The organism is Candidatus Zixiibacteriota bacterium (assembly GCA_018820315.1).
Classification (GTDB): domain Bacteria; phylum Zixibacteria; class MSB-5A5; order JAABVY01; family JAHJOQ01; genus JAHJOQ01.
In genome coordinates this window covers 29,131-46,847 of the sequence record JAHJOQ010000053.1, presented here as the reverse complement: position 1 = coordinate 46,847, position 17,717 = coordinate 29,131, and the positions used below count along the sequence as shown (strand labels likewise).

General features: G+C 50.3%; 16 protein-coding genes. All 16 read left to right on the top strand.

Going from position 1 to position 17,717, the window contains the following annotated elements; all coding sequences use genetic code 11:
• Positions 1–54 precede the first annotated feature (54 nt).
• The 16 genes from KKH67_04590 (at position 55) to KKH67_04515 (ending at position 17,612) form a co-directional block, all read left to right on the top strand.
• Complete coding sequence (locus tag KKH67_04590) at positions 55–966, top strand: PorV/PorQ family protein (protein ID MBU1318457.1); 912 nt, start codon at positions 55–57, stop codon at positions 964–966.
• A 182-nt stretch (positions 967–1,148) separates the two neighbouring features.
• Positions 1,149–1,742 (top strand): hypothetical protein, encoded by a 594-nt coding sequence (locus KKH67_04585; GenBank protein MBU1318456.1) that lies wholly within the window; start codon positions 1,149–1,151, stop codon positions 1,740–1,742.
• Positions 1,743–2,017: 275 nt separating this feature from the next.
• Positions 2,018–2,434: an Rrf2 family transcriptional regulator gene (locus KKH67_04580; protein MBU1318455.1), complete on the top strand. Its 417-nt coding sequence runs from the start codon at positions 2,018–2,020 to the stop codon at positions 2,432–2,434.
• Between the two features lie 430 nt (positions 2,435–2,864).
• Positions 2,865–4,241, top strand: coding sequence for a chromosomal replication initiator protein DnaA (gene dnaA, locus KKH67_04575; protein ID MBU1318454.1), 1,377 nt, complete (start codon positions 2,865–2,867; stop codon positions 4,239–4,241).
• Positions 4,242–4,483: 242 nt separating this feature from the next.
• Positions 4,484–5,593: a DNA polymerase III subunit beta gene (dnaN, locus tag KKH67_04570; GenBank protein ID MBU1318453.1), complete on the top strand. Its 1,110-nt coding sequence runs from the start codon at positions 4,484–4,486 to the stop codon at positions 5,591–5,593.
• A 233-nt stretch (positions 5,594–5,826) separates the two neighbouring features.
• A complete protein-coding gene (gene recF / locus KKH67_04565; GenBank protein MBU1318452.1) occupies positions 5,827–6,933 on the top strand; it encodes a DNA replication and repair protein RecF in 1,107 nt (368 codons plus the stop codon).
• Between the two features lie 99 nt (positions 6,934–7,032).
• The gene (locus KKH67_04560) at positions 7,033–7,317 is read left to right on the top strand and encodes a DUF721 domain-containing protein (protein ID MBU1318451.1); all 285 of its coding nucleotides are present in this window, start codon (positions 7,033–7,035) and stop codon (positions 7,315–7,317) included.
• 47 nt (positions 7,318–7,364) lie between these two features.
• Entirely contained in the window at positions 7,365–9,305 is a 1,941-nt protein-coding gene (gene gyrB / locus KKH67_04555) for a DNA topoisomerase (ATP-hydrolyzing) subunit B (GenBank protein MBU1318450.1), read from the top strand.
• A 64-nt stretch (positions 9,306–9,369) separates the two neighbouring features.
• Positions 9,370–9,666, top strand: coding sequence for a GIY-YIG nuclease family protein (locus KKH67_04550; protein MBU1318449.1), 297 nt, complete (start codon positions 9,370–9,372; stop codon positions 9,664–9,666).
• Between the two features lies 1 nt (position 9,667).
• Entirely contained in the window at positions 9,668–10,462 is a 795-nt protein-coding gene (locus tag KKH67_04545; protein MBU1318448.1) for an autotransporter adhesin family protein, read from the top strand.
• Entirely contained in the window at positions 10,462–11,277 is an 816-nt protein-coding gene (locus tag KKH67_04540) for a hypothetical protein (protein MBU1318447.1), read from the top strand. The genes KKH67_04545 and KKH67_04540 overlap by 1 nt, the downstream gene beginning before the upstream one ends.
• A 28-nt stretch (positions 11,278–11,305) precedes the next feature.
• Entirely contained in the window at positions 11,306–13,855 is a 2,550-nt protein-coding gene (gene gyrA / locus KKH67_04535) for a DNA gyrase subunit A (GenBank protein ID MBU1318446.1), read from the top strand.
• A 409-nt stretch (positions 13,856–14,264) separates the two neighbouring features.
• The gene (locus KKH67_04530; GenBank protein ID MBU1318445.1) at positions 14,265–15,218 is read left to right on the top strand and encodes an SDR family oxidoreductase; all 954 of its coding nucleotides are present in this window, start codon (positions 14,265–14,267) and stop codon (positions 15,216–15,218) included.
• 7 nt (positions 15,219–15,225) lie between these two features.
• Positions 15,226–16,098 (top strand): exosortase/archaeosortase family protein, encoded by an 873-nt coding sequence (locus tag KKH67_04525; GenBank protein ID MBU1318444.1) that lies wholly within the window; start codon positions 15,226–15,228, stop codon positions 16,096–16,098.
• Complete coding sequence (locus KKH67_04520; protein MBU1318443.1) at positions 16,068–16,715, top strand: EpsI family protein; 648 nt, start codon at positions 16,068–16,070, stop codon at positions 16,713–16,715. The genes KKH67_04525 and KKH67_04520 overlap by 31 nt, the downstream gene beginning before the upstream one ends.
• A gap of 18 nt (positions 16,716–16,733) precedes the next feature.
• Complete coding sequence (locus KKH67_04515; protein ID MBU1318442.1) at positions 16,734–17,612, top strand: decaprenyl-phosphate phosphoribosyltransferase; 879 nt, start codon at positions 16,734–16,736, stop codon at positions 17,610–17,612.
• Positions 17,613–17,717: the final 105 nt, after the last annotated feature.

Sequence of the window (17,717 nt, the reverse complement as noted above, 5' to 3'; positions counted from 1 at the left end):
CGGGGGTAATACCCCGGGACTTGTGGACACCTTATAAGAAGGGATGATACAGAAATGACGAGAAACTCAAGAAAGACGTTAGCTTTAAGCTTAGCGCTTTTCATCCTGATGGTGGTGGGTTGCTCAGAGGTTGCTGTAGCCAAGGACTACAACCATGCAATGCCATTTCTGCGCATGGGTGTGGGGGCGCGTGCTCTTGGTATGGGTGGTGCCTACGTAGCCGTGGCAGATGACGCTACGGCGGGCTACTGGAACCCGGCAGGCCTATCACATGTTGGAAAATTCTCCTTCTCCAGCATGATTGCTGCGAATATGGGAGTGGATCGGAAGTACAACTATCTGTCAATCGCAGGTGGGGGCTTCCGTTTCGGTACGATCGGCTTCTCCTGGCTCAATGCCGGGACTTCGGACATCGCGTCATATACGTCTAACGGAGTTCGTGAAGCTGATTTCAACGCTAACGATCATGCGTTCCTGTTCTCGTGGGGCAACAACATGGCTACAGATCTGGCGTTGGGTGTGACTGCAAAGGTCGTCTATCAGAAGATTGACGACTACACGAAGACGGGCGTAGGCTTCGATGTCGGCGTTCTGTACAACATCAGCAGTACTGCCCAATTGGGTATCACTGCTGCCGATCTCGGTACGAAAGTCGGTGACTATGTTCCGATGACGTTCCGTGTCGGAGCGGTTGTCTTCCCGACCACAGGCTTCACCATTCCGATCGAGATTGAGAAGGTTCAGCATCGTTCTGAGATCAAGCTCAGAGCAGGTGCTGAATATGCCACTCAGTTCGGAACGAACTACTGGGGAGCGGTCCGCGGTGGTGTCAATGATGGTGATTTCACTATCGGTGCCGGTCTGAAGATCGCCGGAAGATACAGCATTGATTATGCTTACATCACTGAAGCTAGCGATGCGTTCGGAGAAAACCACAGGATAAGTCTCACGGTCGACATTCCATAGTTGACTGTGTTTTCTTTGACATTAACCGCCTCCGCAATATGCGGGGGCGGTTTTGTTGTGGATATACTCATCCGCCAGTCCACTTTGACAATATCCCTGCAGATTCTACGAGAATCGATGGCTGGAACCGGATTATTCACAAAAGTGTTGGTGCCTTGTGCCGATACTGATAGTGAAGCACTATGGATACGCATATCTTAGAAACGTACGGAGCCCCAAGAACCATACGGTACCTTGTTACGTCGATTGACGACTTGCGTGAAGCTGCCGAGACAGTCCGCTTCATACTACAGCAGGGCTGCAACCATGATGATCTCGGCGCGATCATGAAATCAGTGCTGGTCTCTGCTCTCCCGCTTCCAAAGTCTCTTTCGAGTTTCATCATCGGATTTGATGTCCCGAGCAAGTCACTGGAGGCCGTCTCTGCATCGAAGTCAATCATACCGTCGCGCAGCGAACGCCTCGATGGTAATTCGCAGCATCCAGATCTTCTGGGACTCAGCTACGACGAACCTGAAATCACCGTGGCCAATAACAGAAGCAATTTCGGATTCACGATATTATGCCTGACTGATTTGATAGAGGCCCTGGCGTGTACCCTGCAACTTCTTTATTCGAAGTCCAAACGGTTCGAGTTTGTCAACCTCAAACGGAGAACCAGAATGAAAGTGCTTCCTCTTGATGAAAAGTCCAAAGGTTTGCAACTGCTGTTTCAAGTCCCCGGAGTGCTGCAAGAGCAGCAGATTCCAGGAATAGACGTTGACGCCATTCCATGATTCCAGAAGCCCGTGCGGACTACTTCCACGCTGCTGAACGAACGGCAAACAGCCGAACATAGAAGAAGGAGCACCCAACAGTAACCTCGATCAATCACTGGAGAAGATCACCACGGAGAGATCCTAAGCTACGGAAGGACAGTGACTGCTTAATTGCCCGAACGACGCCCCTATCCTGTCGTCAGGCCCTCAGAAACCGATTGACATCGCGACTCAATGCTGTATTATTGGGACTGCGAATATGCTATCGTGGATTGTCTTAAGACAAATTAGTCATGATATCCAACAGAACAGAATATGCAATAAGGGCGTTGTGGGAGCTCGCGAAATCCGGAGATCTCTGCAAGTCTGAAGACATAGCACTGAATCAGAAGATCCCCCCAAAATTCCTCGCACACATACTAAGCGACCTCTCTCGGGCAGGACTCGTCAAGACCGCTAGAGGATATGGGGGTGGAATCACCCTGAATCACTCACCTAAATTAATCACACTGAAGACAATAATCGAGGCTGTGCAGGGGCCAATCGTAACATACGGCTGCCTCACCAGCCCTGATCAGTGCGAATTTGTGAAGAATTGCTCTTTGAAAGGCGTATGGAGAAACATCCAATCGTCGATCGAGGATATCATCCAATCGACGACCCTCGAGGATATCATCAGCCAGAACGACTCACGAGTTCAGCGATTGTAGATGAGGTGATCTGCAGCCGCTATTGGAGAAGTCATCCCGCAGCACTTCAATAACCGGTTAATAGACCGACGCCTACGGTCGGGGTGTATCTACTGTGGAGAACACAGAGATCTTCCCTGTCAATCATTGCCCATAATTGCTTGTGCATCACACCATTACAATACGGCTATTTTATACCTTGCGAAACTTGACAAGTCCTCGTTTTTTGACAACATTTGCTTTCGGAACTTGTTGGTTATTAATGTGTTAACAACATGTTGATAACGTCATGATTCGGCGAAATGGTCTCCAGTTCTCACATTCACTTGGTCATTTCAAGCTGTTGAATGTGGATAAGTGGCTCATACTGGGATGCAAAGTAGCGACAAATGCATGACAACCCTGGAGTTGTAGTTGTCCACAATTGTTAAGAAAGTCTGCGGAGAAATAGATGGAACTCAATCAGAATCAGATCTGGGATGAATGCCTCTCTTTCATGTCAAGGAGAGTGAACAAGCAGAGCTTCTTCACGTGGCTGAAGCCCACCACCGCTCTCAGCGGGGATGACGCCAAGTTTCATATTGGCGTACCGAACAAGTTTGTTGCTGACTGGCTTGACGAACATTACGGCGACTTAATAGGTGATGCGCTCAGATCAGTGACCAACAAGGAATGCGCTTTCGAGTTGGTTATCAGCTCGCAGTTATCCCAACGTCAGACTGACATATTCGATATGGCCGCAGCAACGCCAGTCCCAATCGTGACAGTCACAGCGCCTCAGACCAGCAAGCGAGCCGTTGCAAGCACAGCCCTGTCGCACAGGTACGATTTCGATACATTTGTGGTCGGGGATTCCAACGAGTTTGCTTATGCAGCAAGCCTCGCAGTCGCCGAATCACCGGGAAGGACCAAATATAACCCTCTGTTTATCTACGGCGGTGTCGGTTTAGGCAAGACTCACCTCGCTCAGGCGATCGGCAATCACATTCTGCTGAACGGAGATGGTCACGCGAGGATTATCTACGTGACATCGGAGAAGTTCACCAACGAGTTCATTACCTCTATCACCAGTAAGTCAGTTGCAGATTTCTCCAATCACTATCGGTCCGCGGATGTCTTGATAATCGACGACATTCAGTTCTTCACCGGCAAAGAATCGACCCAGGAGCAATTCTTCCATACATTCAATACGCTTCACCAAAACAGCAAACAGGTCGTGCTTACTTCTGACAGACCACCCCGGGATATCAAGGGACTCGAGGAGCGTCTCCTCTCGCGATTTTCCTGGGGACTCGTAACCGACATTCAGCCGCCATCACTCGAAACGCGCATTGCTATTCTTCAGAAGAAATCCGAGTCGGAGGGATGCAGTGTGCCCGTCGAGGTTCTCACATTTATCGCCGACTCGGTCTCGACGAATATAAGGGATCTCGAGGGCTGCCTGACGCGCTTGTTGGCCTATGCATCTCTTCGGGGCAGAGAAATAAACGTGGACTTGGCTCAGCTTGTATTAAAGGATACAATTCCGCATTCCAAACAACAGGTGACTATCGAGCAGATCCAGAAACGTGTCGCGGAATCCTGCAACTTGAGCCCTGAGCTGATGCTAGCTAAGAAAAAGACGGCCGATGTTGCGTTGGCACGGCATATTGCGATGTATCTTTGTAGGACGCTTACCAGCAACTCACTGAAAGCAATCGGTGTCGCTTTCGGCGGAAGAGATCACTCGACGGTTATTCATGCTCACAAGACGATTCTCAATATGATGAAAAAAGACGTGAATCTGAAGCTACGTATAGACCAGTTGATCAATTCTCTCTATATTTAGGGCGTGTGTGAAAGTCTGTTGAATTATGTTGATATTGTCAATCCAATATGGTATATGTTTGCAAAGCGGGTACAGTGTTAGTAACCGCTCATCCTGTCAACACCTGTTGTGGGCTTGAACCGAATGCACACAAACAGGTTACTAGGGTACTTCATGTTTGTTAACGTACTTATTGTTGTTATTTATGTTATATAGTGTAAAAGGAATTACTAATCAGAATGTGAATGGTTCAGGAGAGAGCAATGAAATTTCAGATAGCGTCTTCAAAACTGCTTGAATATTTGCAGATAGTACTCGGAGCGGTTCCCGGCAAGACAGCTCTGCCGATTCTTGGAAATGTGCTGATGGAAGCAGGAGACACCGGCATCATGCTCGCTGCAACAGATCTGGAAATCTCCATTTCGAGCATCATTGAAATAAAGCCGGAGAAGAAGGGTTCTCTCACGGTGCCGGCAAAAACGTTTGCAGAGATAATTCGTGAGTTGCCTGAAACAGAAGTTTCCATTTCGTCGGAAAATAACAGAATGGAAATTTCTACCAAGAGCGGTCAATACAAGATATCCGGAATAGCTGCCGATGAATTCCCGAGAATACCGGAGTATGCCTCTGCGAAAGAGATACGCATAGCGGGTGAAGAGTTTGTTCGGATGGTCAGAAAGACAGCGTTTGCTGTATCGGCAGATGAATCGCGACCTGCTCTCAATGGCGTGCTGTGGCAAACTTCCGGCGAGAAGATGGTTATGGTAGCCACAGATGGTCACAGACTCGCAAAAATCTCTCTTGAAAATACGAAGCTGCGCGGAATAGCCGAAGACTTGATCATCCCACCGAAAGCCCTGAACGCTGTTGTAAAACTGATCGGTGATCAGAAAAAAGAAATCGGTGTGGTGTTCGGCGAGAAGAATATCATGTTTAGGGTTGGCTCGACAATCATCTCCTCGAAGCTTTTCGAAGGACCGTATCCGAATTTTGATCAAGTGATTCCAACCGACAATGACAAGCGCTTAATCCTCTCCAAGAATGATCTGGCCGCTGCGGTCAGACGTGTTTCCATTCTTTCGAATTCACTGACTCACCAGGTGAAATTCGGGCTTGATCGCAATAAGCTGCTCCTGTCGGCGACAAATATCGATCTCGGCGGTGAAGCGAAAGAAGAGCTTGTATGCGAGTACAAGCATGACAAGATGGAGCTTGGATATAACGCCACTTATGTCGAAGAGATCCTCCGGCAGATGGACAGCGAGGAAGTTGTGTTCGAACTGTCATCGCCTGTGTCGGCGGGAGTCATTTATGCCGCAGATCGTACCGATGACTATCTCTGTCTAATTATGCCGCTTCGTCTGGCGGATTGATATTGCACGATTATCGCATTAAGAAATCTGACATTTCCAATAAGTAAGTGCAGTTGCCATGGCTCTGCGTGTTGCTTTGCGTCTAAAGATAGAAACAAGCCACCTGTAACCGCGTCAACTAAGAGATCACCAAGTCACCTCGTAACTCGCGATGATATCGTATTCGTTTCATTCAGTGTTTGTGATTAACCCTTAGCTATATATATTCTACCATGCATATCGAACGGCTAAGTATGTCCGGGTTCAGGAATTTTGACTCAGAGACAGTTGAGCTCTCTCCAGGTGCAAACCTCCTGTTTGGACCTAACGGCTCCGGGAAATCCAACCTTCTGGAAGGCATATTCTACCTCTGTACGGCGAAGTCATTTCGTGGTGCCACAGATGATGTTCTCCTGAGAGATAAATCGGAGTTCTTCAGGTTGGTGGGAGAAGGTTCTCTCAACGACAGTCCTCTGAAGATTGAAATCGCATATAAGCCGCGCGAGAAGAAACGTATCAAGATCAATGATGTGCCTGAGACCAAACTGTCGACCCTTTACGAATACCTGAAGGTAGTCTCGTTCGGACCTGATGATGTGGAGCTGGTGTACGGACCACCTACAGTCAGGAGGCGCTTCCTCGATATATCGATAGCCCAGCTTGATCGTGGATACATTTCGCTTCTGTGGGAATATCGAAAGGTTCTGGCTCAGAGAAATGCGTTGCTGCGAGAACTTGGAGAGGCCTACGATTCGCTCGGTGCGGTCGACGGAGACGAGTTGCTGGGTGTGTGGGATGAGAGGCTGATCGAGTTTGGTCTGGCGATCCATCGTGCGCGAGCACGGTTCATTCAAAGGGTCTCCGAGCTCGCGGGAGACTTCCACAGCAAGCTTGTAAACACAGACTCCAGGTTTGACATAAAGTACACTGCATCACCGCGTCTCGAAGAACAGACCGAGGCGGCATTCAAGGAGAAGCTGGCATCAAGACGTCGCAGGGAGCTCGTTATGAAACAGTCGATGTACGGTCCTCATCGCGATGATCTACAGTTCCTGCTGTCCGATGTCGACTGCAGGAGCTTTGCCTCACGAGGACAGGTTAAGACTGCGGTGTTGGCGATCAAACTCGCTGTCTTCGAACATATCAAGGCTCTTTGCGGCGAGACGCCGATTCTCCTCTTAGATGAGATCTACTCCGATCTGGATCGGAACCGTCTCGATTCCCTATCTTTGCTGCTTCCCGGCCTGTCTCAGGTGTTGGTTACCACTTCTAAGTTAGAGGAGGTGAGGGACTTAGATGCATTTGAGAATTCACTCAGCATTATCGAAGGACGTGTCAACAAACACAAGTCGCAAATGTAACTCATTAAATGATAGCTTCTTGCAGTTGCAAAAACCTCAAAAATCACTTGCAAATCGATTTAATTTCCGTTATGATAAGGGGTTAGGGGAACTTTGCCCATGACCAAGCCGGTCAAAATCAAGGACGCTTTAGGTGGTCTGTTCAAGTCTCTTAAGATCGATAAGCGTGTCAGAGAGGCTGGCGCCGCGCATGTCTGGGCTGAGATAGTTGGAGATGACATTGATCGGGTGACGCAAGTTGCAGGTGTTGAGAATGGATTATTGAAAGTCATTGTCAGGGACTCTGTCTGGCGACAGGAACTTGTGATGATGAAATGGGAAATAATCCGGAAACTGAATGAGCGACTCGGCGAAAAGATCATCACTGACATTCGATTTCGTTAGCGTGACGACACGGGCTGTGTAACGTCTAATCAACCGAGGATCAAGATATGAGCAACACTGATGCCATCAAGAATAATGGCGTGAGCGGCAGTTATGATGCCAAAGCGATTACGGTTCTAAAGGGGCTCGACGCTGTGCGCAAGCGCCCGGCGATGTATATCGGAGATACCGGTACCAGAGGGCTGCACCATCTTGTGTATGAAGTTGTCGATAACTCGGTCGACGAGGCTCTCGCTGATTTCTGCGATTCGATTGGAGTGACGATCAATACGGATGGCAGTGTAACGGTTGAGGATAATGGCCGCGGGATTCCAGTTGATGAACATCCGACTGAGAAGAGGCCCGCACTCGAAGTGGTGATGACCAAGCTTCATGCCGGTGGCAAGTTCGATCATGCGTCCTACAAAGTCTCCGGCGGTCTTCACGGAGTTGGAGTGTCGGTGGTCAACGCCCTTTCCGAGTGGTGCGAGGTTGAAATATGCCGCGATGGCAATGTCTATTATCAGAAATACAACAGAGGCAAGCCAGAGAAGGACCTTCGTAAGATAGGTCAGCGCAAGCAGACAGGCACCAAGACGACATTTATGCCTGATAGCAAGATATTCCCCCAGATAGTGTTCAAGTATGACGTGCTTGCAGCGCGAATGCGCGAACTGGCATTCCTGAATAAGGGACTCAAGATTCAGATCACAGATGCCGCGAAGGACAAATCGGAGTTCTTCTTCGCCAAGGGAGGGATTACGACATTTGTCGAGTGGCTCAATCAGAACAAAACGCCTCTATACAAAAAGCCGATATTTTTCTCTGCCTCTCGCGAAGGTGTAGAGATGGAGTTCGCCCTGCAGCATAATGATTCCTATGTCGAGAATATTTTCTCGTATGTAAACAACATCAACACGATCGAGGGTGGAACTCATCTGATTGGATTTAAGACGGCTTTCACGCGCACCATAAACAACTACGCCGCAAAGAACAACCTGCTCAAGAATGGAAAGAACAGCAATGGTGGCCTTCAAGGTGAAGATGTCAGGGAGGGACTGACTGCCGTTATTTCGATCAAGGTGCCCGAGCCACAGTTTGAAGGGCAGACGAAGACCAAGCTCGGCAATTCCGAAATAAAAGGATTAGTCGAGCAGGTGGTCGGCGAGGAACTAGCGTATTTTCTCGACGAGAATTCGCCGGTGGCGAAAAGGATCATCGACAAGGGGTCAAGCGCAGCCTCGGCTCGTAATGCCGCACGTAAGGCAAAAGAGCTCGCTCGCAGAAAGACCGCTCTTGAATCGGGGTCATTGCCGGGCAAGCTTGCGGATTGTTCGCTGCGCGATCCCGAACTCACCGAGATATATCTTGTAGAGGGTGATTCAGCGGGTGGCACTGCCAAACAGGGCAGGGACCGCAGGTTCCAGGCTATTCTTCCGTTGCGCGGCAAGATTCTCAATGTGGAGAAAGCGCGGCTCGATAAGATACTATCCAACGTCGAGATTCGGACTATGATCAGCGCGCTCGGCACCGGCATCGGTGGTGAGGAGTTCGATCTTGAGAAGCTGCGCTACGGCAAGGTCATCATCATGACCGACGCCGATGTTGATGGTTCGCATATTCGCACGCTCATACTGACGTTTCTGTTCAGGTACATGACCGACCTTGTTCGTCATGGTCATGTTTATGTCGCTCAGCCGCCGTTGTATCTGGTCAAGAAGGGAAAGCAGGAGACGTATGCTTACAGCGATGAGGAGCGCGATCGGGTGCTCGAGCGGGTGGGGCGTCAGGGAGTACATCTGCAGCGATACAAAGGTCTCGGTGAGATGAATGCCGACCAGCTCTGGAAGACGACGATGGACCCGGAGACGCGGACATTGCTGAAGGTGACGATTGGTGTGGCTGCGGAGGCTGACGAGGTGTTCACCACGCTGATGGGGGATGCTGTCGAACCACGCCGGCAGTTTATCCAGGAGAACGCCCGGTATGTCAGGAATCTGGATGTGTGATGGAGTTTTGGACAGTCCGACAGGGACTGTCATTCCGATGCAAATCGGAATCCAGTGATGGGAAATGGCGCAGTATTATGTCTATATCATGGCCAATAAGAGAAACGGAACTCTCTATACTGGAGTCACGGGCGATCTCATAAAGCGTGTATATGAGCACAAGCAGAAGATGGGTTCTTTGTTCACCAGTAAGTATGGTATCGACAAGCTGGTCTTTTACGAAGTGCATGAAGACATCCAGCAGGCGATTCTGAGGGAGAAGCGCATCAAAGAATGGAAGAGACAGTGGAAGTTGGAGCTCATAGAGAAGATGAACCCAGAGTGGAGGGATTTGTATCCTGAAATCTGTGGAGAAAGCTGAGATGTCATTTCAAACTGTCCTCGAATTTGTCATACCGATGAAAATCGGAATCCAGTCTTGCTCCGAGGGAGTCCTTCTGGATACCGACTTTCGTCGGCATGACAGCGTTGCGCGCTGCAGTATGAAGAAACGACCTGTGGCACTTGGCACTCTTGAGAACAGCCCCGCAGGGGCTGTCATTCCGGTGGAAACCGGAATCCAGTCTTGCTCTGAGGCACGCCTTCTGGATACCGACTTTCGTCGGCATGACAGCACTGTGCGCTGTCTGATGAAGAAGCAGTCTCCAACGTGTGGCGGAATTGAGAACAGCCGCGCAGGGGCTGTCATTCCGGTGGCAACCGGAATCCAGTCTTGCTCTGAGGCACGCCTTCTGGATACCGACTTTCGTCGGTATGACAGCGCTACGCGCTGTCTGATGAAGAGGAAGTCGCTGACGTGTGGCGATATCAATGACAACAGCGCTTTGCGCTGCAGTATGGTTGGGAAGCATGTCTCATGTGACATGATAGAAGGCAGCCCCGCAGGGACTGTCATTCCGGTGAAAACCGCAATCCAGTCTCGCTCTGAGGCAGACCTTCTGGATACCGACTTTCGTCGGCATGACAACGCCTGCGGCGTTGTAGGGGCGAAGGGACACTCATCAGTGTACGGTGGTCATGAAGGCAGCCCCGCAGGGACTGTCATTGCGGTGAAAACCGCAATCCAGTCTTGCTCTGAGGCACGCCTTCTGGATACCGACTTTCGTCGGCATGACAACGCTGCGCGCTGTACTAGGTATGAAAGGGGAAAGATGTGATGCTTAAGGGTGGCTGGATATGCGCTGCGGTGATGGTCGCGCTGATTGCGGTTGCGCCGTCGGTTGTGATTGGGCAGGATGAGGGAGGCACGCCGTCTGTAATCAAAGAAGCTTCGTCCTTGCCATCACTGACAGCTGGGCAGGGAAGAACTGACACTTTATGGGTAGCGGATTCGCTATCTGATCATGCGATGCGGGAGCTGTGGGAACAGCGGCTCGCGGATGATCGGGTTCACCATGGCGAAACTCTGAATTCGATGAGTTCTCAGCTCAGCACTGTGGCGATCATTGTCGGAATCGTAAACATTGCCTTGATCTTTGGCGTAATTCAGATTTTCAATAGACTCCACAAATTGCAGGTACAGAAAGCGATCGACTCGCTCAAGACACAAGTAGATTCCGGGCTCGACACGGTAATGAAGATTTCGGAAGTTCTAGTATCAGCCAGTCACCACAGCATGGAAGCGACGATCGCGATGAGTCATTACGTTAGCTCAAGGGTTGGAGAACAGCCCAGAGTAGACTTGGTAAGTCGCGCCGCCGAGTCGGCTATTCTCTGCCTATCCACAGTAATGCAGGTGAGAAAGGGCAGAACTCAACCTCCTTGGCTATACTTGATCCGTAGTGCCCTCGATACGCTTTCAAATTGTGCCCGTATAGTACCCAAATCATCGCTGACGGAAAGCGTCGCGGCCGTACTCCCCGATGCATTGGAACAGATTCGACAGGACAGCGAACTGGCAGTTAGCTCCGAGATTTCGACCTCGGTTGAGGAAGTCAGTAAGTGGTTGTCCGAAGGATCGCAATTGAACTAGAAAACGGATCATATCTGAGGTATAGATTATGGTTACTGATCGGCAGAATATTGTTGATATCTATCTTGAAGACGAGATGAAGTCGAGTTATCTCGACTATTCGATGTCTGTCATTACCGCGAGAGCATTGCCCGATATCCGCGACGGACTGAAGCCATCCAACCGGCGGGTCCTGATCGCGATGAACGATCTTAACCTCGTGCCGGGACGGCCATATCGTAAATGCGCAAAGATCGCCGGCGATACCTCCGGCAACTACCATCCTCATGGCGAGCAGGTAGTCTATCCGACTCTTGTCCGAATGGCGCAGGATTTCAGCATGCGGTATCCGCTCGTCGACGGACAGGGGAACTTCGGGTCGATAGATGGTGACAACGCCGCCGCGATGCGATACACCGAGGCGCGGCTGACCCCAATTGCGGTCGAGATGCTCGAGGATATCAAGAAGAATACGGTCAATTTCGTTCCAAACTATGACGAAACTCGTGAAGAGCCGGTTGTGCTGCCGGGCAGATTCCCGAATCTCCTCTGCAATGGATCATCCGGTATCGCAGTCGGCATGGCGACGAATATCCCACCGCACAATATAACCGAGGTTATCGATGCGCTTTGCAAGATAATCGATGATCCCGAATGCGATGAAGAGGACATTCTCGGGATCGTGACCGGACCCGATTTCCCGACCGGCGGGATAATTTATGGCCGCGACGGCATTCGGACAGCCTACCTGACCGGTCAGGGACATGTGCTCGTTCGCGCTAAGGTTAACACGGAAATTCAGAAAAATGGTAGAGAATTCATTATCGTTACAGAGATTCCGTATCAGGTCAATAAAACCAATCTCCTCGAAAAGATAGCCGATCTTGTGCGCGACAAGAAGCTGGAGGGAATCGCCGACCTTCGCGATGAATCTGACCGCGACGGCATGCGCATCGTCGTCGAGCTCAAGCGGGACGCTCAGGCGACGGTTGTTCTCAATCAGCTCTTCAAGCATACTCAGATGCAGACGACATTCGGTGTCAACATGCTCTCGCTGATCGACGGTATTCCGCGCCAGACAGGAATCCGGATTATGCTGGAGCAATTCCTGAAGCACCGCCACGAGGTGATTACACGCCGGACCAAGTTCGAACTCGATGAGGCGGAGCGGCGGGCGCATATATTGGAAGGTTTGAAGATCGCGCTCGACAATATCGATGCTGTTATCACGTTGATCAGGGCCTCAAAGACACCGGCCGATGCCAAAGAGGGTTTGATGAAGACGTTCAAGCTCTCCGAAATTCAGGCACAGGCAATTCTTGACATGCGGCTGCAGCGGTTGACCGGTCTCGAACGTGAGAAGATCGAGCAGGAGTATCTCGAACTGATTCAGACGATTGAACGGCTGAAAGGCATCCTCGCCTCATACCCGAAGAGAATGGGGTTGATCCGTGAGGAATTGATCGAACTGAAAGACAGATTTGGCGACGAGCGCCGGACTCTGATCACCGATGAGGAAGAGGAACTAACTCTTGAGGATCTGATCGCCGAAGAGGACATGGTCATTACGATCACTCACGGCGGCTACATAAAGAGGCTCTCGATATCATCCTACCGCAAGCAGAACCGCGGAGGTCGCGGTGTAATCGGCATGGAGAAGAAAGAGGATGATTTCATCCAGCACTTGTTCATAGCCTCGACCCATGACTATATCATGTTCTTCACCACACACGGCAAGTGCTTCTGGATTAAAGTGCATGAGATTCCGGTGGGGGGAAGGCTCGCTAAGGGACGTCATGCGACAAACATGATTAAGCTTGCTGAGAATGAAACCATCTGTGCGTTCCAGCCAGTACGGCGGTTCGATCCCGGTTTCTATGTCGTTATGGCGACAAAGAACGGAATCGTGAAGAAGACAGACCTGACGGCGTTCTCGAATCCGCGTCGGGACGGCATCAAAGCGATAAACATCACACCGGGTGAAGATGAGCTGATTGACGCGGCGATCACCGACGGTACCAATGATATCGTGCTGGCATCGAATGACGGCAAGGCGATCCGCTTCCCAGAGAATAAGGTGAGGCCCATGGGCCGTACTGCATACGGCGTTAAGGGTATCAATATCGCTGAAGGCGATTTCATCGTCTCGATGGTCGTCATCAAGCGGCAGTCGTGGCTGATGACGGTTACTGAAAACGGCTACGGAAAGCGTTCATCGATAGATGACTACAGAATCACAAATCGAGGCGGTAAGGGTATCATCAATATCAAGACATCCGAGCGCAACGGGCGGGTAGTGGCAGTGAAAGAGGTTGTCGAGGATGATGAATTGATGATCATAACTCAAAACGGAATTATAATCAGAACTGCTATCAGGGCGATACGTTCACTCAGCAGGGCAACTCAGGGAGTGACGCTCATAAGTCTCGATAAAGGCGATTCTGTGGTCGATGTTGCCAGACTCGTTCCCGACAGCGGAGTCTCGATCGGAGATGGAGATGCGAATGGCATCTCCGATCAAGATGAGGAAGCGGAAGAAGCTGAGGAAGCTGAGGAAGCCGAGGAAGCCGAGGAGGCACCGCCCGAAGAGGACGATTAGACCGGCCGATCCGGGGATATGATTGCTCGCGCGTGAAGATTCACAGCCTTGGGCTTGTCGTATAGATCATGATAGACTTCGACCTCGTAATCATGAGGAGCGAAGTGTTGCAACGATCCGGCAGCAGTACACATAGAAGGTTCAAACCTCTGAATACAGCGTCTTAGGGCGCAATTGTCTCATTTTCATGAAGTTAAGGGACAAATTCGTGGCTCGGGCGATTGAGAGGGAACCAACTGCATCTGTATGTGTTGTAGAAACTCAATAGCGGAATGTGTAATCGGAGATTGCTGACAACTTCATATTGTTGATCGGCTTTGCGAGGGCAAATCATCGAAAACTTCCACTCGGCTCAACATGTCGGGATCATGGTCGATATAATTAGAGAAGTCGATTATCAGGAGGTTAGATGCACTATTTGATCACGGGTGGGGCTGGATTCGTCGGCTCGAATATTGCGACCAGATTAGTCTCGATGGGCGAAACGGTTACTGTCCTCGACAACTTCTCAAGTGGAAAAATCTCTAATCTCGAAGCGGTTCGTAAAGATATTAGGCTGATTGAAGGTGATATCCGAGACTTCGAAACCGTCGCCAAGGCGATGAAGAATGTCGATTATGTGCTTCACCAGGCGGCGATTGCGTCGGTCGAACTTTCGGTCAAGGACCCCGTGGGATCAACAGAGGTGAACATTGGCGGGACTCTGAATGTGCTCGAGGCATCGAAACGAGCTGGTATAGAGCGCCTTGTGTTCGCATCATCAGCGGCTGTCTATGGCGATCTGCCTGATCTGCCGAAATCGGAATGCTCTCTGCTCAAAGTGCTGTCACCCTATGCCGCTGCCAAGCTGGCTGGTGAGCATTACTGCCGGATATACAGTGAACTTTTCGGTCTCGAAACCGTTTGCCTGAGATATTTCAATATCTTTGGCCCGTACCAGGATCCGAACAGCGACTATTCTGCCGTAATTCCGAAGTTTATCGAGTGTTTGCTGTCAGGCAATCAGCTGCGGATCTTCGGTGATGGCGAGCAGTCGCGCGATTTCCTATATATCGACAATGTAGTCTCCGCAAACCTCCTTGCCACGAAGTCGAATGATGCTGTCGGCGAATCAATCAACATTGCAGCCGGTAAGCGTTTTAATTTGCTTGAACTCCTCGACATTTTGAAGGATATTACGGCCGTCGATGCTGAGCCACTCTTTGAGGCAGAGAAACCGGGTGACATCAAACATTCGGTCGCGGATATCTCCAAGGCGAAGAAGCTATTACGCTTTGATGTAGATGTTGACTTCAGAGAGGGGCTGGCTCGAACTGTTGAGCATTTCAGAACCAAGACCCCGGCTCGCACGCGGGCGAATTAGGAAGCGGATGGCCAAGGCAGCCGAAACGTCAAAATCCAAGACCAACATCAGGATCGATCCGAAGATTTTATTCTTAGTGATGCTGGTGATTCTTATCTACCTGCCGGTTCTTGCAGATTTGGGGCTGGACTGGTACGAGGACCCGAATTATTCGCACGGATTTCTAATCATACCTGTTGCAATCTGGTTTGTCTGGCATCAGCGGGAAGAACTGGCTTCGACCCCCATCTCCACGAACATGTGGGGATTTGTTGGTGTCCTTGTATCGCTGGCGATATTCATTGTGGGGACGGCAGGGGCGGAGTATTTCAGCGTTCGCTTCTCATTTGTGCTGTTGCTGGCATCGCTGGCGCTCTATCTGCTTGGAACACAGATCTTCCGCAAAATCTGGTTCGCATTTTTTTTCATGTTGTTCATGATCCCGATTCCATACGTGATATACTATTCGCTGACATTCCCGATGCAGTTGTTCGCATCGAAGATAGCGTCATTCGCACTCGGCTTCATCGGGCTGCCGCTGGTGCGTCTAGGCAATGTGCTCTATATCCCGGGTGGTCAGGCGCTGGAAGTCGCTGAAGCCTGCAGCGGGCTGAGATCGATTGTATCGCTGCTGGCACTTGGAGCGCTGCTCGCATATTTCACACAAGAGACCAGGATCAAAGCACTGATACTGTTTGCATCAACCATACCGATAGCGATTCTTGGGAATGTTGTGCGGATCACATTCACGACTGTCGGAACTTACGCGATAAGCGAGGACTTCGTTGATGGCATTTTGCATGAGATGTCTGGAATGTTGGTATTTCTTTTTTCGATGATAATGTTGTTTATTGTGAGTTCAATACTTAGATGGAAAAAATCACCGGTAAATACTCTTTAATCGTAGCGCTCTTGATTCTGTCGGGTGCGCTGGCGCTTGTACTCAGGTTCTATCGAGTGAGCCCCGATAGACCATCCGACTTCAGCAAAATACCGCTGGATGCGGGTGGATGGATCGGCAAGGAATATCCTCTTTCCGATTTCACTCTCGAGGTGCTGCAAGCGACCAATACGACCGGCCGGAGTTACAAAGATTCCAAACGCAATTTGACAACGCTCTTCATCGGATATTTCGAGGATCAGAAGTACGGTTCTCAGATTCACTCGCCTCGGCATTGCCTCCCTGGAGGTGGCTGGGGACTGCTCGAGATGCATCCGGTCGAAATCGATATCAACGGGACGAAAATGTCGGTCAATCGTGTCCTGATCGGAAATAAGAGGATGCGTCAAGTTGTCTACTACTGGTTTCGCACACGATCAGGTGTGCTTACCAATGAGTATGTATTGAAGCTTGATCTTATGGTGAATTCCCTCCGGTTCAGGCCGACCGATGCCGCGTTGATCAGGATTGTCGCTGAGGCGCCGAACGGAGATGAGTCCGCCGCAGACGGAATCCTCCGGGATTTCCTGAGTACGTTCCACGACTCGATAGAAAACAGCTTGCCGTTTGGAACATAACAAGAGTATTTTGGATCTATGAATCTCGCTAAAGGGCTGATCCGGTCTCTCAGACCGGAACAATGGATCAAAAACCTGATCGTCTTTGGCGCACTGGTTTTCTCGAAGAACTTCTTCGATATCCCGATGATCGAGAAGACGTTCGTGATGTTCGCGTTATTCTGCATGGTATCGTCTTCGATTTATCTCTTCAACGACGTCATCGACTACGAGAAGGACCGGGTTCATCCCCGCAAATCGAAACGCCCCATCGCATCGGGAGTCGTCTCGCGGAAGAATGCGCTCGTTCTCGCTGCAATTCTGCTCATTGTCACGATCGCTGTCTCATGGTTCGTCATGAATGAGCTGACGCTGGTGATCTTGTTGTCATATACCGTACTCAACGTACTCTATTCACTTGTGTTGAAGCATATTGTGATCCTCGATGTAATGACTATTGCGGCGGGATTCGTGCTACGAGCTGTCGGCGGCGGTATTGCGATATCGGTACCGATATCGGCGTGGCTGGTTGTCTGCACGATACTCCTGGCGCTGTTCCTCGGGTTCGGGAAACGCCGGCATGAGCTCAGTTCGCTCGAAGGTGTGGCAGTCGAGCACCGCAAGATACTTGAGCACTACTCTACATATTTCCTGGATCAGATGATTTCGGTCGTAACCGCCTCGACGGTCATGGCGTATACGTTCTACACACTGTCTCCGGAAGTCGAGCAGAAACTTGGCGTGGAGCATCTCGAGATCAGTGTGCCATTCGTATTATATGGTATATTTCGGTATCTGTATCTCATCCACAAGAAAGACGAGGGGGGCTCGCCATCAAGGCTGATGCTGACCGACCTTCCACTTCTGATCAATGTCCTCCTCTGGTTCGTGACGGTTTTAGTGCTGATGGTCGTGTAGCCTCTCTGTATCCATCTCCAGAACTGGCTTGATATTTCGCGCTTTCTCTGTTATATACTTATCACACTGGCACTATCGGAATCAGCCCTGTTCGGCAATCGATTC

What these genes read in the sequence shown, in the direction of transcription:
- KKH67_04590 (MBU1318457.1), top strand. Translation starts at nt 55, where the DNA reads ATGACGAGAAACTCAAGAAAGACGTTAGCTTTAAGCTTAGCGCTTTTC.
- KKH67_04585 (MBU1318456.1), top strand. Translation starts at nt 1,149, where the DNA reads ATGGATACGCATATCTTAGAAACGTACGGAGCCCCAAGAACCATACGG.
- KKH67_04580 (MBU1318455.1), top strand. Translation starts at nt 2,018, where the DNA reads ATGATATCCAACAGAACAGAATATGCAATAAGGGCGTTGTGGGAGCTC.
- dnaA (MBU1318454.1), top strand. Translation starts at nt 2,865, where the DNA reads ATGGAACTCAATCAGAATCAGATCTGGGATGAATGCCTCTCTTTCATG.
- dnaN (MBU1318453.1), top strand. Translation starts at nt 4,484, where the DNA reads ATGAAATTTCAGATAGCGTCTTCAAAACTGCTTGAATATTTGCAGATA.
- recF (MBU1318452.1), top strand. Translation starts at nt 5,827, where the DNA reads ATGTCCGGGTTCAGGAATTTTGACTCAGAGACAGTTGAGCTCTCTCCA.
- KKH67_04560 (MBU1318451.1), top strand. Translation starts at nt 7,033, where the DNA reads ATGACCAAGCCGGTCAAAATCAAGGACGCTTTAGGTGGTCTGTTCAAG.
- gyrB (MBU1318450.1), top strand. Translation starts at nt 7,365, where the DNA reads ATGAGCAACACTGATGCCATCAAGAATAATGGCGTGAGCGGCAGTTAT.
- KKH67_04550 (MBU1318449.1), top strand. Translation starts at nt 9,370, where the DNA reads ATGGCGCAGTATTATGTCTATATCATGGCCAATAAGAGAAACGGAACT.
- KKH67_04545 (MBU1318448.1), top strand. Translation starts at nt 9,668, where the DNA reads ATGTCATTTCAAACTGTCCTCGAATTTGTCATACCGATGAAAATCGGA.
- KKH67_04540 (MBU1318447.1), top strand. Translation starts at nt 10,462, where the DNA reads ATGCTTAAGGGTGGCTGGATATGCGCTGCGGTGATGGTCGCGCTGATT.
- gyrA (MBU1318446.1), top strand. Translation starts at nt 11,306, where the DNA reads ATGGTTACTGATCGGCAGAATATTGTTGATATCTATCTTGAAGACGAG.
- KKH67_04530 (MBU1318445.1), top strand. Translation starts at nt 14,265, where the DNA reads ATGCACTATTTGATCACGGGTGGGGCTGGATTCGTCGGCTCGAATATT.
- KKH67_04525 (MBU1318444.1), top strand. Translation starts at nt 15,226, where the DNA reads ATGGCCAAGGCAGCCGAAACGTCAAAATCCAAGACCAACATCAGGATC.
- KKH67_04520 (MBU1318443.1), top strand. Translation starts at nt 16,068, where the DNA reads ATGGAAAAAATCACCGGTAAATACTCTTTAATCGTAGCGCTCTTGATT.
- KKH67_04515 (MBU1318442.1), top strand. Translation starts at nt 16,734, where the DNA reads ATGAATCTCGCTAAAGGGCTGATCCGGTCTCTCAGACCGGAACAATGG.